Consider the following 14,624-nt stretch of genomic DNA (forward strand, 5'->3'; position numbering starts at 1 on the left):
ACCGGAACTCTTCAAGCCATTTTTAAAAGAAAATCAGCTGAATCAAATATCAAAAGCGGCATAATAATCGGTACCAAGTCAATGACACCAAGGGTCAAAGGCTATTTTTTAACTGCAAAACTTGAGTATTTAACTTTATCAGGCGGACTGCTGCTTGCTGCTTGTGGTAACGGGGGAGAAGCCGGTTCACCGGAAGAAGAAATTACTGAAGATGATATCGGTTCTGTAGGAGCAATGGAAAACTTTGAAGTCGGCGATACATTTGTAGCAACTGAGCCACTTGAAATCAGCCTGCTTTACAGAGACCTACCTGCTTATCCCCTTGAAAGAGACTGGCTGTTCTTTGAACACTTGGAAAACGAGCACAATGTAACAATGAACCCTATAAGTGTGCCGTTATCCGACTGGGAAGAAAGATTATCCGTTACAGTATCAGCTGGAGACATGCCTGACTACTCAACTGATATCTGGGCTGGACATGAAACCCCTTTCGTTCCGTCTGGCGCAATCCTGCCAATTTCTGATTATGTTCACTTGATGCCTCACTTCTCCGACAGACTGGAAAACTGGGACGGGGTAGCTGAGCAGATCGAAAACCTTCGTCACTCTGACGGGAAATACTATGTACTTCCTGGTATTAACGAAAACGTACAAGTTGACTTCAGTCTTAAATTCAACGAGACAGTCTTCAATGAACACGGAATTGAAGAACCTCAATCTTGGGATGAGTTGAGAACAGCTCTTGAAACTCTAAGAGATGAAACAGGAACTGACAAAGCCATGACACTTTGGTGGCAAGGTAATGCATTACTGAACTTCGGTGGTGCTTCATTTGATACGATCGGCGGCTGGGGCTTCATGAATGGTGCGATGTATGATGAAGAAAAAGATGAATTTGTTTATGCACCAATGGAACAAGGCTACAGAGACATGGTTGAGTACTTCGCCGGCCTGACTGAAGATGGCCTACTTGACATTGAAGCAACTACACAAGACGATGAAATGGCTAGAAATAAATTAGTCAACCTTGAGTCATTTGTTTCTTCAGGAAACGTGGGTACACTGACAGACGTGAATGAAAGTCTTGAAGAAGCACACGGAGAAGGCGAATATGAATTCTCAAGAATGCGTATCCTTGAAGGACCGAACGGACAGGTTATCCGCGGAAGCAACACATCCAGTGGTATCATGCTGAATGCTAACATTGCTGATGATGATGATTTCCTTGCTAAACTTCAGTTCCTTGACTGGCTGCACTACAGTGACGAAGGATCAGAATTCGCTCACTGGGGCGTAGAAGGTGTCACTTTTGAAAAAACTGATGAAGTTGCCGGCGGATACCGCCCACTTGAACACATCAGATTCGAGCGTATGAACGCTGGTGCTGATGAAGATCTACAAGAAGATTACGGATTTGGTAACGTGGCTTTTGCCTTTGCCGGTCCTGCTCATATCAGACAGTCCATCATGGATGAGGACGAGTTCGAATGGCAAGAAAGAATGAACGAAGAGCTTGATATCGTCTTTCCAGATCCTCCGTACCCAATGAGCCAGGCTGATCAGGAAAGAGCATCTCTTCTTTCAACTCCTCTACAGGATACTGTGGAACAGTACACTCTAAGATTCATCACTGGTCAGTACTCTTTAGACCGCTGGGATGAATTCATGACAGCTCTTGAGAACCAGAACGTTGATGAGTTCATGGAACTTGTAAACGAATCTTACAGAGACTTCCAGGAATCTCTAGAAGCAGCTGAATAAGACAGTACAATTATTTAAGTAAGTCGTGCAGGAGCAGCGAATATCATCTCGTGATATTCGCTGCTCCTCTTTTTACCTACCTTTCAGTAAATATGTCCGGTGAAAAAAGATGGATGACAAATTTTGTTTAATTTGACCGTACCTTTACCTAATGGTATTCTATTTACATGAAAGCAGTTACACTTTGACTCTTTAAGTGATTTCCTCGGCTGTTCACCGGAACATCGTGTAGAGAATCAGTTTTAGATGACAGGGTGCAAGATGATAAAATTTTCAAACCCATTTTAAGACTGAAATCTTTATCGTTATCAGCTAAGGTGATACAGGTTTCAGTTTTTCTCTGGACAAAATGACTAATGGAGATGACGTAATGACAAAACAAGGATTCAATCCCTACCTGCCTTCATGGGAGTACATACCCGATGCAGAACCTTATGTATTTGACAACAGAGTGTATATTTATGGCTCGCATGACCGATTCAATGGACATGCATACTGTCTGAATGATTACGTGTGCTGGTCTGCCCCAGTAGATGATCTAGCAGACTGGCGTTATGAAGGGATCATCTATAAGAAGACAGATGATCCACTGAATGCAGAAGGAGCTATGGCTCTTTATGCACCAGACGTCACTATAGGAGCGGATGGAAGGTATTATTTATACTATGTTCTCGATAAAGTTCCTGTAGTGTCAGTAGCCGTCAGTGATACGCCTGCCGGGAAGTACGAATTTTACGGTTACGTCAAGGATAAAGAAGGCAATTTGTTAGGGGAAAGACCTGGAGATGATCCCCAGTTTGATCCAGGAGTACTGTTTGAAGAGGACAAAGTATATCTTTACACAGGTTTCTGTGCCAAAGGGGACACGTCCCGTCATGGAGCAATGGCTACTGTTCTTGACAAAGACATGCTGACAATCGTTCAGGAGACTGAATTTGTTCTGCCTAATGAACCTAACGGAAAAGGCACTGGTTTTGAAGGGCATGAATTCTTTGAAGCACCATCGATCCGAAAAATAGACAACACTTATTATCTGATTTATTCTTCTATTGTTATGCACGAATTATGTTACGCTACCAGCAAGTATCCTGATAGAGACTTTAAATATAAAGGTGTCATCATAAGCAACAACGACATGCATATTGATTCCTATAAACCTGCTGATCAGCCAATGTATTACGGAGGAAACAACCATGGAAGCATCGTTCAAATCAAAAATGACTGGTATATTTTCTACCATAGACATACGAATGGATCAAACTTCAGCAGGCAGGGCTGTCTTGAAAAAATCAGTGTAGATGAGCAGGGAATGATTGCACAAGTTGAAATGACTTCATATGGACCTAACGGAGCACCGCTCGAAGGAAAAGGAGTCTATCCAGCACATATCGCATGCAACTTATTCCATGAAGACGAAGCTGTTTACACTGGAGACTTGTGGATGGACAGCCAGTTTCCTAAGATCACTCAAGATGGAAAAGATGGAGATGAAGAACCTGGATATATACAAAATATGACTCGTTCCGCAACTGCCGGATATAAGTACTTTGATTTTAATGGGACAACACAGCTTTCCATAAAGGTTCGAGGGTACTGTAAAGGAAATTTTGAGATAAGAAACAGCTGGAATGGTGAGGTGCTGGGAACGATCCCGGTCGATTTTACTAATGTATGGACGGATTATACAACTCAGATCGATTTCCCTGATGGTGTTCACCCGCTGTATATTACTTACGCCGGGAATGGAAGAGCAAGCCTGCTACAGTTTGAACTAGCTTAAAATAAATAGTGCAGCTAGAGTCCGGATCTTATTGGTAGAACCGGACTCGCCTGCATTTAGATAAGGCTGGTTTAAGTCAACTCGCCGCATAATTCTTGAATAAATATCTTCAAAACTGCTATATTAGTTTGAGAAATAGTGTACAATAGCGGTAATACATATAGTAGTATACTAGGGAGGATAGATCCATGACGTCGAAGCCAAAATATTTGACCATAAAAAATGAAATCAAAGAGCGTATTCAAAAAGGTGATTATCAGGTAGGAGAGAAAATTCCTTCTGAGGCTGTTCTTAGAGCGGAGTATAATGTAAGTCGTCACACAGTCAGACAATCGATTGCTGAACTGGTAAGTACAGGTTACCTCGTTAAACAGCAGGGGTCAGGAACCTTTGTAAGTGATCAGTACAAAACTCAGCTGACAAGTAACGGAAAAAAGAAAATCGGTGTTATCACGACTTACATTTCTGATTACATTTTTCCTTCGATCATAAGAGGAATAGAGGAAGAGCTGTCGCGCTGCAATTACTCTCTCATGCTTTCAAGTACGCGCAACAATGTGGATAATGAAAAGTTGAGTCTTGACAGTATGCTGAGTCAGCAGGTCGATGGTCTGATCATTGAGCCGACAAAAAGTAATCTGATGAATCCGAATTTGAACTACTATTTAAGTCTTTCAGAAAAGAACACCCCGCTCATTATGGTCAATGCTTCATATGAAGAGCTGGATCTGCCTCTGGTTGCAGTAGATGATGTTAAAGCTGGTAGAATTGCGACTGAACATTTGATCGAGCTAGGACACACGTCTATTGGTATGATCACCAAGACTGATGATATCCAAGGCAAAAACAGGCTGAAAGGGTATTTGAAGGCATTACATCAGGCCCATCTGACCTTCAAGAGTGACCATATTTTAAGATACGACACGGAAAGCAAACCTTTTTTGGCTGAAAAGATTAGCAAAATGCTTGAAGGCGATGAGTTGCCTACTGCATTTGTTGTCTATAATGATGAAATTGCTGTTGAACTCATCAAGGTCATGAGCCGACTCGGCAAATCTTGTCCGGGAGATTTTTCAGTGGTCAGCCACGATGACAGTTTCTACAGTACGGCTCTGCCTACGGTGAAACTGACTACAGTTGGTCACCCGAAAGAAGAGCTCGGTAAAGCAGCCGCCAGATGGATCATTAACGCAATCGAAGAAGGCGACAGTAATCAGCAGTCGATTATATTCGAACCGGAACTGGTTGTCAGAAATTCAACAAGAAAACTAACAGACTGAACATTAAATCCATTTAAACACAAGACATGTCTATATGACAAAAAAAAGTTTAGAGGAAGGCTCTTTGAACTTTTTTTTGTATTTACAAGGAGGATATTATGATTAAGAAGCCAGTGCCTCATCCAATTATTCCATTAGATTATCCGGATCCCGATATTATTCGAGTAGGGGATCGGTATTATATGGTATCTACTACTATGCACTTCTTTCCTGGCGGAGAACTGCTCACGTCCACTGACTTAGTCCATTGGTCACACCATTCCTATATTTATGACCGTCTGGACAGTACTCCAGCACAGCAGTTAAAAGATGGGGAGAATATTTACGGCAAAGGGATGTGGGCAGCCACACTGCGTTATCACCTGGGAACATTTTACGTGCTGTTTGCTGCCAATGATACTAAACAAACCTATCTGTACAGGACTGACAATATTAATGGGCCATGGACGAAACAAACTGTTAAAGGGTTTTACCACGATGCCTCACTTCTGTTTGATGATGATGACCGTAAATATATTGTTTATGGAAATACAGATATCAGGGTAACAGAATTGAATGACGAGCTGACCGGGCCAAAAAATGATGGGATAAGTAAGATTATCGTGTCGGAACCCAATCCTGTCCTGGGATATGAAGGATCGCATATATACAAAATCGACGGGAAGTATTTCCTGTTCCTGATCAGTTCACTTCCAGACCAGTGGTTTAGAGTGCAGTCCTGTTTTGTTTCTGATCGAATAGATGGGCCTTACACCGGTGACATTATACTTGAAGACGATTCAGGATTTTCAGGACAAGGAGTGGCTCAGGGCGGTATTGTCGATACGCCGGAAGGAAACTGGTATATGATGCTGTTTCAGGATATGGGTGCAGCAGGGAGGATGCCGGTTCTCGTCCCTTTAAACTGGAAAGATGGACTTCCTGTAGTCAGTGACAAAAATAAAATACCAGAATCCTTCAGCTACCCGATAAGACAGCCTGTCAATGTCGATAAGATGGTATCGAGTGACGAGTTTAAAGTGAAGCAGGAAAATGGTTACGGTCTACAGCACTGGTGGCAGTTCAATCACGAACCAGATCAAGAAAGTTTCAGTTTAAATACTGATGAAGGCTATTATGAAATCAGCCACAAACAGAAAGTCAAAGACTTGATGGAAGCTGTAAACACATTGACCCAGAGAATGACTTTTCCTTACTGCCGAGCTAGTGTCAGGGTGGATTTTAAAGGATTGAATGATGGGGACCTTGCTGGTATCAGTGCATTTCAGGGCGACTATGGCTTTATAGCAGTCACAAAAGGAGATGGTCACTATCAGCTTCTGGTCAGAACATCAGAAAGTGATTCAAAGGATATGAGTAATAAGGGAGATACAGATAGATCAGAAAAAGAATGGGTAAGAATCAGTCTGACTGAAGAGCACGTTGACCTTATGATTGAGGCTGATTTCAGAAATGGCAGGGATGTCGCGTCGTTCTATTATCGTTCACGAGAAGTGGATCAATTTAAAAAAGTCGGACCTGATCATCAGCTTTTTTTCAAACTCGACCATTTCACCGGATGCCGATTCGGTCTGTTCAGCTTTGCAACAGAAAAAACTGGTGGTTATGCCCGTTTCAAGTCGTTCATTTATTCTACATTAAATAGCTGAGAAAAGTCTTAATAATTTCTAGTGCACCTCTTGACCGTACATCTTATGCTGTGTTATAGTGAAAACAAGTTAAACATACGTACAACTGTAACGAGTTTAACTTTAATCTAAGTGAACCCATAAAAATTGAAGTCATTATCATTCTCAGCTAAGATGATAAAAGATTTCAGTTTTTTTATTTAGCTAGGAGCTGATAATGTCAGTCATTTAACGAATGAAGTGAAAGCGTTATAATTGATAAAATGATTGAAGCGATAAATAGGATAACGGAGGAAATTACGACACCACATAAGAATAGAACATGGATGCTCGGTCTAACGATATGCGGAGGACTGCTTCTGACTGCGTGTAATAATGAAGGCGCTAACGACCAGGCTGAAGGGGGAGATTGCAGAAGATGATATCGGTTCGGTTGGTGCGATGGAAGATTTTGAATTTGGTGACACCTTTGTGGCTACCGAACCGCTTGATATTGAAATTCTTTACAGAGATATTCCGGACTACCCGGTAGATAACGACTGGCTGTTTTTCGAGCATCTGGAAGAAGAACACAATGTCTTCTATGATATTATCAGTGTACCGTTGTCGGACTTCGAGGAGAGACGATCAGTTACAGTGGCAGCAGGAGATATGCCTGACTATGCGACGGATACCTGGCCTGGAGATGAAGGCGATTTCACATCATCCGGAGTAATTCTGCCGATTTCAGACTACGTACATCTTATGCCCCATTTCCAGCAGAGAATTGAAGACTGGGAACTTGAACAGCAGATCGACAACCTGCGTCAGCTGGATGGTAGTTACTATGTGCTGCCCGGTTTAAATGAAAATGTTCACTTTGACTTCAGCCTGAAGTACAATCGTACCGTGTTCGAGGAGTATGGTCTGGAAGAACCAGAAACGTGGGATGAGCTGCGTGATGCCTTGGTTGTATTACGAGATGAAACAGGAACTGAACCAATGACCTTATGGTGGCAGGGAGATGCTCTGTTCAACTTCTCAGGTGCATCCTTTGATACTGTAGGAGGCTGGGGCTTTGGCGGAGGTGTAATCTTCGACGAGGATGCAGATGAATTCGTCTACGCTCCTCAGCAGCAGGGATACCGTTACATGATCGAATACTTTGCCGGACTCCATGAAGACGGCCTGCTGGATTAGGAACTATTCACTCAGGATGGCGACATGGCAAATAATAAACTGACGAATCTTGAAGCTTTTGTCAGTTCCGAACAGGCAGGAACAATAAGTGAATTCAATAATGGTCTGGCAGAAGCGCATGGCGAAGGTGAATACGAATTTACTCGTATGCCGTTACTTGAAGGACCAGCAGGACCACAAGTAGCCGGAGGACAACTGGTCAGTGGGATTATGCTGAATGCAGACGTAGCTGAACGAGATGACTTCCTTGCCGTCATTCAGTATATCGACTGTATGTACTACAGTGATGAAGGAACGGAATATGCTCAATGGGGTGTAGAAGGCGAAACCTTTGAACGAACCGATGAAGTGGCTGGTGGATACCGACCGGTTAATGGCATCGGATTCGAACAGTTCAATACTGATGCAGATGAAGAGCTTCAGGCAGACTATGGGTTTGGTAATGTAGCCTTTGCATTTGCCGGTCCAGCTGAAATCCGTCAGTCGCTCATGAATGAGGATGAGATGGAGTATCAGGAGCGCATGAACGAAGAATGAGAACTGATCGAAGAGGATCCGATTTACCCTATGTCTGCAGCAGAACAGGAGCAAGCAGCATTGATGTCTACACCACTTCAGGATACGGTCAATCAGTATACCTTGAGATTCATTACAGGTTAGTACTCAATGGATCGCTGGGATGAATTCATGGCGGATCTGGAAAATCAGAATGTAGATGCCTACATGGAACTGATTAATGATGCATACAGAGAGTTTGAAGAAACGTTAGATGAGATAGACGAACAAAAGAATAGTTTAAACCTATAAGAAGCTGGGAAGATATATTGTGGAATAACCATAATGTATTTTTTCGGCTTTTTTCATGTCATCCGTATGACTGGTTACTACAGAAATTTATGAAAATAGCTAATATTCAGGTTGGCAGCATAGTCTTTATATGAAAATAGGAAGAATAATAAGTAAACGCTTGCAAGATGTTTTATCGGATGGTATAATAAACTCATCAAAGATATACGTACCAAATGTAAACGGCATTCTTTTTAAATGAGTTATTTTTTCCGTTTTATCATAAATAGGTACGTATGTATGCGGTTATAAAGGAGGGTAGACTTGTTCACGCTAAGTTATTTAAATATAAAACTGGAGGGAAAATATAATGAAATTATTACTAATAGCTTTTACAGCAGTATTTTTGGCAGCATGTGGAAATGGTGGAGATGGTATTGATAATCCGACAATAGGTATTTCAATGCCGACACAGAGTTCTGAACGATGGATTGAAGACGGTAACAACATGGTAGCGTTACTTGAAGAGCGAGGATACGAGACTGATTTGCAATATGCAGAAAACATAGTTGAGAATCAGTTATCTCAAATTGAAAATATGATTTCAAGAGGAGTAGATATTTTAATTATTGCCTCTGTTGACGGAGAAGCATTAACTGATGTTTTGGATCAGGCAGAAAACATGGATATTCCTGTTATTGCATATGACCGCTTAATCATGAATCATGAACAAGTCAGCTACTATGCTACATTTGATAACTTTGGTGTTGGGGAAATTCAAGGTGGCTATATTGTAGAAGCTCTGGACTTAGAAAATGGCGACGGCGGACCTTACAATATCGAACTATTTGGTGGCTCTCCGGATGATAACAATGCATACTTCTTCTGGGATGGTGCTATGTCAAAGTTGCAGCCATATATTGACAGTGGAGACTTAGTAGTTCAAAGTGGTCAAACCGAATTTAATCAAGCGGCTACATTACGCTGGGATGGAGCTGAAGCGCAATCTCGCATGGATAACATTTTAAACTCGCACTATTCTGCTGAAAATATCGATGCCGTATTATCTCCTTATGATGGAATCAGTTTAGCGATTATCTCAGCGCTTGAAAGTGCTGGATACGGAAGCGATGCAAGACCACTTCCTGTAATTACTGGACAAGATGCATATGTTGCAACAGCTCAATCTATTCTAGAAGGTAAGCAAACGATGACTGTATTTAAAGATACGCGCGAATTGGCAGAGCGAGTAGTAGACATGGTTGATGCTATTGTTGAAGGCGAAGAGCCAGAAATAAATGACACGGAAACATACGATAATAATGTGAAAGTTGTCCCTTCTTATCTATTAGAGCCTGTATCAGTAGATCAGAACAACATTGAAGAAGTATTATTTGATTCAGGTTATATTGATCGCAGCGAAGTAGAATAGAACTCTTTGGAGATGATATGATGAGCAAGCCAATCTTAAAAATGGAAAATATTACAAAAGAATTTCCTGGGGTTAAAGCATTGGACAACGTCAACTTTGAAGTCATGGAAGGTGAAATTCATGCCTTGGTCGGTGAAAATGGCGCTGGAAAATCAACCTTGATGAAAGTTTTAAGTGGGGTTCATCCTCACGGCACCTATTCTGGGAATATTGTATATGAAGGAAATGAATCGGTATTCAATACAATTAATGACAGTGAAGATAAAGGCATTGTCATTATCCATCAGGAACTTGCGTTAATCCCGGAATTAACAGTGGCTGAGAATATTTTCCTAGGGAACGAACAAACAAAAAAAAGGTTCATTGACTGGAGAAAAACTACTTCAAAAGCCAAAGAGCTGGTTGAAAGAGTAGGGCTTAAAGCAAACGTTGATGATTTAATATCTCATATTGGTGTCGGCCAACAACAATTAGTAGAAATTGCAAAAGCGTTGTCTAAAGATGTAAAACTATTAATCTTAGATGAGCCCACAGCTGCATTAAATGAAACTGAATCTGAAAAGCTGCTTGAGCTTTTAAAAGAATTTAAAAAACAAGGTATTACTTCGATTATTATATCTCATAAATTGAAGGAAGTACTAGCAGTAGCGGATAACATTACTATTCTAAGAGATGGTCAGACGATTGAGACAATCAAAAATGAAAATATTACAGAGAATAGAATTATTAAGGGAATGGTTGGACGCGATTTGTCCGACCTCTACCCTTCAAGAAACAATCCAATCGGAGACATAAAATTTGAAATTAAAAACTGGACTTTAGGTCATCCAACAATAGCTGATAAAAATATTATTGAAAATGCCAACTTGAATGTTAAAAGTGGTGAAGTTGTTGGTATTGCCGGCTTAATGGGAGCTGGTCGTACTGAACTGATGATGAGTATTTTTGGCCGGTCTTATGGAAAATATATTGATGGACTGGTTAGGATTAATGGGAAAGATGTCACATTACCAAACGTTAGTGAAGCGATTAATCATGGGATAGCTTACGTATCTGAAGATAGAAAAGAGTACGGATTGATACTCGATGACTCTATAAAGAAGAACATCAGTTTAGCGAACTTGTCTGAACTTAAGGAAAAATTTACAATAAACCGCCATAGAGAGTCTCAAGTAGGCGAAGAATACAGAAATAAATTGAACATTATATCCCCAACAATTGAACAAAAAGTTGTAAATCTAAGTGGTGGTAATCAACAGAAAGTTGTACTCGGTAAATGGATTTTCACAAATCCTGAAGTTCTTATTCTAGATGAACCGACGCGTGGAATTGACGTTGGTGCTAAAAATGAAATTTATAAACTTATAAATGATTTAGCGGCTCAGGGTAAGAGCATTTTGGTTATATCTTCTGAGTTGCCTGAATTACTAGGCATAAGTGACAGAATTTACACGCTATCATTCGGCAAGATTACTGGAGAATTTCCAATTGAAGAAGCCGAACAGGAAAAATTAATGACGTATATGACTTCAGACGGGGGTAGTGAAAGTGAAGGAAATTAAAAAACTCATAACACAGAATTTGGAAAAGTTTGGAATGAGTATAGCTTTAATTGGTTTAATTCTAATCTTTTCAGTATTAACAGGTGGGACATCATTATCCGCGCTTAATGTCACAAATATCATTATGCAAAACAGTTACATTATTATACTTGCGATAGGTATGGTACTGGTTATTATTACGGGTCAAATTGACCTGTCTGTTGGGTCGGTTGCTGCTTTTGTTGGTGCCATAGCTGGTGTACTGATGATCAACTACAATATGTCCATGTACCTTGCTGTACCGATTTCACTGGCAATAGGTGGACTAATCGGTGCGTGGCATGGTTTCTGGATAGCTTACATGAAAATACCTGCCTTTATTGTAACACTGGCTGGAATGTTGCTGTTTAGAGGGTTAACTATGGTTACATTAGGTGGACGAACACTAGCTCCTTTCCCTGCGGAATTCAGAACAGTCAGTTCACGATTCTTAGATGACTGGTTAAATGGTGGAGACTATCATTTACTCACAATAGTAATTGGTATTGTTGCAATAGTTAGTTTTATTGCATTAGAAGTAAGCAGAAGAAAACAAAATAAAGAACTAAATATCTCTGTTGAAAGTAATTCCCTATTCATTGCTAAACTAGTAGGGGTATCTTTAGTCATAGTAGCATTTACTGAAAGATTGGCATCTTATGCCGGAGTACCATATGTATTATTCCTACTTGTTACATTAATCCTAGCATATGGATTCTTTACTAACCGTACTATAAGCGGAAGACATGTCTATGCTATTGGTGGGAATGAAAAAGCTGCACAGCTATCAGGAGTTAAGACACAGAAAATCAAATTCTGGGTATTCGTCAATATGGGAGTATTATCTGCTGTAGCTGGACTAGTATTTGCCGGTCGACTGAATGCAGCCACTCCTCAAGCAGGTCAGTCATTCGAACTGGATGCCATCGCGGCAGCGGTTATCGGTGGAGCTTCACTTACAGGTGGTGCTGGTACAGTTATCGGTGCACTAATTGGTGCGTTGATCATGGGTATTCTGGATAATGGTATGTCTATTCTGGGTGTGGGTATCGACTGGCAGCAAGCAATTAAAGCCCTTGTTTTACTAGGTGCTGTAGCTTTCGATATTCTAAACAAAAATAAACGCAGATAAAAGTCTAACATCAAAGGTAAACAATACCTTTGATGTTGCTTTTAATCAAATAATATATAAACAACTTATAAAAAGTATTGTTGAATTTCTTTGGATTAGCTCAGTATGAACATGGCGGATTATGGTTGTTAATAGGATTGCAGGAGTGGGATTATGAAAAACGAACCAAAATACATTACGATTAAAAAATCAATTCAAAATAAAATTGAGAATCATGACTATGTAATTAATACAAAAATTCCATCCGAATCTGATTTGCGTGAAGAATATAATGTCAGTCGACACACAATACGCCAGGCTATTTCAGAACTTGTCAATGAAGGGTATTTAATAAAACAGCAGGGATCCGGTACTTATGTTAGTGACTTGTTTAAAGCAAGACAGGCTGTTAAAAAAGAAAAAAGAACAATAGGTGTTATAACGACCTATCTTTCGGATTACATTTTTCCTTCTATAACTAGAGGGATTGAAAAAGAACTAACTAAACATAATTACTCTCTGATGTTGTCGAGTACGCAAAACAATACTGAAAATGAGAAACGTTCTCTTGAAAGTATGATTGAACAAAATGTTGATGGGCTCATTGTAGAACCGACAAAAAGTAATTTAATGAACCCTAACCTGAACTATTATTTGAATCTAGCTGAAAGACATAAACCGGTAGTTATGCTGAATGCATCATATGAAGAGCTAGATTTGCCAGTAGTTGCCCTAAATGATGAAGCCGCAGGGAAACTTGCGACTGACCATCTGATAAAACAAGGACATACAAATATTGGTATCATTACTAAATCTGATGATTTACAAGGGAAAAACAGATTAAAAGGATACATCAAAGCATTATATGAGACTAAATTATCTTTTTCAAATGATAATATATTAAGATACGATACAGAAGGAAAGGCTAACTTGCCATCATTAATTCGTATTTTACTCGAAAATAAAGATTTCCCGACAGCTTTTGTGTGTTACAACGATGAGGTGGCCGTCATGCTTATAAAGGAAATGGATAAGTTGAACCTTAGCTGTCCAGAAGATATCTCAATAGTTAGTCATGATAATAGTTTGTACAGTACAGTTCATCCTACAGTTAAACTGACATCTATTGATCACCCTAAAGAAGAATTGGGAAAGCAGGCAGCCAAATTAATTGTTAAAGCGGTTGAAGAAGGAACTGCTATACCTGACTATATATTCGAACCAAATATTATTACTAGAAATTCATCTAGTAGACCCAAATATAATAATTCGGACGAAGAGCAGGAAACTTTAAAATGATAACCTGATAATGCGCCGACATGTACGTACCAATTCAAGAGTAATATAAATGACTTTATAGAAATCACTAAAATAGGATGTGAAGCAGTTGCTGGAACAACTTAAACAACAAGTTTATGAAGCCAACATGGCTCTACCTGAACACAATCTCGTTGTATTTACCTGGGGAAATGTGAGTGGGATTGACCGAGAAAACAACTATATTGTCATCAAGCCTAGCGGGGTGGAGTATTCAACTCTATCTCCTGAAAATATGGTTGTCGTCGATTTTGATGGCAAAGTAGTAGAAGGTGAGATGAAACCCTCAAGTGATACCGCAACACATATCGAACTATATAAGCAATTCAAAGACATCGGCGGGGTCGTGCATACGCATTCACCGTGGGCCGTTAGTTTCGCACAGGCCGGTATAGATATTCCGGCTGCAGGCACGACTCATGCTGATTATTTTTATGGGGACATTCCTTGCACTAGACGAATGAAACAGGATGAAATTGAGATAGACTACGAAAAACAGACGGGTACTGTTATTGTCAATACATTTGAAAATCGGTCAATTGATCCGAATCAGATTCCGGGTGTTTTAGTAAACGATCATGGTCCTTTTACCTGGGGAACTGATCCGCTTAACGCGGTGCACAATTCAGTTGTTCTTGAGCAGGTTGCTCAAATGACTTACCACGGATTAATGCTGAGTAGTCAGAGTTCACGAATGGATCAGGCGCTACTTGATAAACATTATTTGAGAAAACACGGAAAAGACGCTTACTACGGTCAATAATATAACG

General features: G+C 40.2%; 12 protein-coding genes. All 12 read left to right on the plus strand.

The annotated features are described in order from the left end of the window. The coding region (locus ACYQ4S_RS04555; protein ID WP_459769632.1) for a type 2 periplasmic-binding domain-containing protein at positions 1-1,761 on the plus strand (1,761 nt) is incomplete at its 5' end. 370 nt (positions 1,762-2,131) lie between these two features. Further along, positions 2,132-3,541, plus strand: coding sequence for a family 43 glycosylhydrolase (locus ACYQ4S_RS04560; protein WP_459769634.1), 1,410 nt, complete (start codon positions 2,132-2,134; stop codon positions 3,539-3,541). Positions 3,542-3,729: 188 nt separating this feature from the next. Next, positions 3,730-4,821, plus strand: coding sequence for a substrate-binding domain-containing protein (locus tag ACYQ4S_RS04565; RefSeq protein WP_459769636.1), 1,092 nt, complete (start codon positions 3,730-3,732; stop codon positions 4,819-4,821). 98 nt (positions 4,822-4,919) lie between these two features. After that, the gene (locus tag ACYQ4S_RS04570) at positions 4,920-6,470 is read left to right on the plus strand and encodes a glycoside hydrolase family 43 protein (protein ID WP_346024852.1); all 1,551 of its coding nucleotides are present in this window, start codon (positions 4,920-4,922) and stop codon (positions 6,468-6,470) included. 354 nt (positions 6,471-6,824) lie between these two features. Beyond that, on the plus strand, positions 6,825-7,628 hold the full coding sequence (locus ACYQ4S_RS04575) for an extracellular solute-binding protein (protein ID WP_459769638.1): 804 nt from the start codon (positions 6,825-6,827) through the stop codon (positions 7,626-7,628). A 24-nt stretch (positions 7,629-7,652) separates the two neighbouring features. Continuing rightward, positions 7,653-8,165 (plus strand): hypothetical protein, encoded by a 513-nt coding sequence (locus tag ACYQ4S_RS04580; protein WP_459769640.1) that lies wholly within the window; start codon positions 7,653-7,655, stop codon positions 8,163-8,165. Positions 8,166-8,294: 129 nt separating this feature from the next. Continuing rightward, entirely contained in the window at positions 8,295-8,435 is a 141-nt protein-coding gene (locus ACYQ4S_RS04585; RefSeq protein WP_459769641.1) for a hypothetical protein, read from the plus strand. A gap of 349 nt (positions 8,436-8,784) precedes the next feature. Next, a complete protein-coding gene (gene chvE / locus ACYQ4S_RS04590) occupies positions 8,785-9,846 on the plus strand; it encodes a multiple monosaccharide ABC transporter substrate-binding protein (RefSeq protein ID WP_459769643.1) in 1,062 nt (353 codons plus the stop codon). A gap of 20 nt (positions 9,847-9,866) precedes the next feature. Next, a complete protein-coding gene (gene mmsA / locus ACYQ4S_RS04595) occupies positions 9,867-11,408 on the plus strand; it encodes a multiple monosaccharide ABC transporter ATP-binding protein (protein ID WP_459769645.1) in 1,542 nt (513 codons plus the stop codon). Beyond that, on the plus strand, positions 11,395-12,558 hold the full coding sequence (gene mmsB, locus ACYQ4S_RS04600) for a multiple monosaccharide ABC transporter permease (protein WP_459769647.1): 1,164 nt from the start codon (positions 11,395-11,397) through the stop codon (positions 12,556-12,558). Before mmsA ends, mmsB begins: the two co-directional genes overlap by 14 nt. Positions 12,559-12,711: 153 nt before the next feature. Then, the gene (locus tag ACYQ4S_RS04605; RefSeq protein ID WP_459769649.1) at positions 12,712-13,836 is read left to right on the plus strand and encodes a substrate-binding domain-containing protein; all 1,125 of its coding nucleotides are present in this window, start codon (positions 12,712-12,714) and stop codon (positions 13,834-13,836) included. 88 nt (positions 13,837-13,924) lie between these two features. Further along, on the plus strand, positions 13,925-14,617 hold the full coding sequence (locus ACYQ4S_RS04610; protein WP_459769650.1) for an L-ribulose-5-phosphate 4-epimerase: 693 nt from the start codon (positions 13,925-13,927) through the stop codon (positions 14,615-14,617). Positions 14,618-14,624: the final 7 nt, after the last annotated feature.

The organism is Alkalibacterium sp. s-m-28 (assembly GCF_054658175.1).

What these genes read in the sequence shown, in the direction of transcription:
- ACYQ4S_RS04575 (WP_459769638.1), top strand. Translation starts at nt 6,825, where the DNA reads ATGAAGGCGCTAACGACCAGGCTGAAGGGGGAGATTGCAGAAGATGAT.
- mmsA (WP_459769645.1), top strand. Translation starts at nt 9,867, where the DNA reads ATGAGCAAGCCAATCTTAAAAATGGAAAATATTACAAAAGAATTTCCT.
- ACYQ4S_RS04565 (WP_459769636.1), top strand. Translation starts at nt 3,730, where the DNA reads ATGACGTCGAAGCCAAAATATTTGACCATAAAAAATGAAATCAAAGAG.
- ACYQ4S_RS04580 (WP_459769640.1), top strand. Translation starts at nt 7,653, where the DNA reads ATGGCAAATAATAAACTGACGAATCTTGAAGCTTTTGTCAGTTCCGAA.
- ACYQ4S_RS04560 (WP_459769634.1), top strand. Translation starts at nt 2,132, where the DNA reads ATGACAAAACAAGGATTCAATCCCTACCTGCCTTCATGGGAGTACATA.
- ACYQ4S_RS04570 (WP_346024852.1), top strand. Translation starts at nt 4,920, where the DNA reads ATGATTAAGAAGCCAGTGCCTCATCCAATTATTCCATTAGATTATCCG.
- ACYQ4S_RS04605 (WP_459769649.1), top strand. Translation starts at nt 12,712, where the DNA reads ATGAAAAACGAACCAAAATACATTACGATTAAAAAATCAATTCAAAAT.
- chvE (WP_459769643.1), top strand. Translation starts at nt 8,785, where the DNA reads ATGAAATTATTACTAATAGCTTTTACAGCAGTATTTTTGGCAGCATGT.
- ACYQ4S_RS04585 (WP_459769641.1), top strand. Translation starts at nt 8,295, where the DNA reads ATGGATCGCTGGGATGAATTCATGGCGGATCTGGAAAATCAGAATGTA.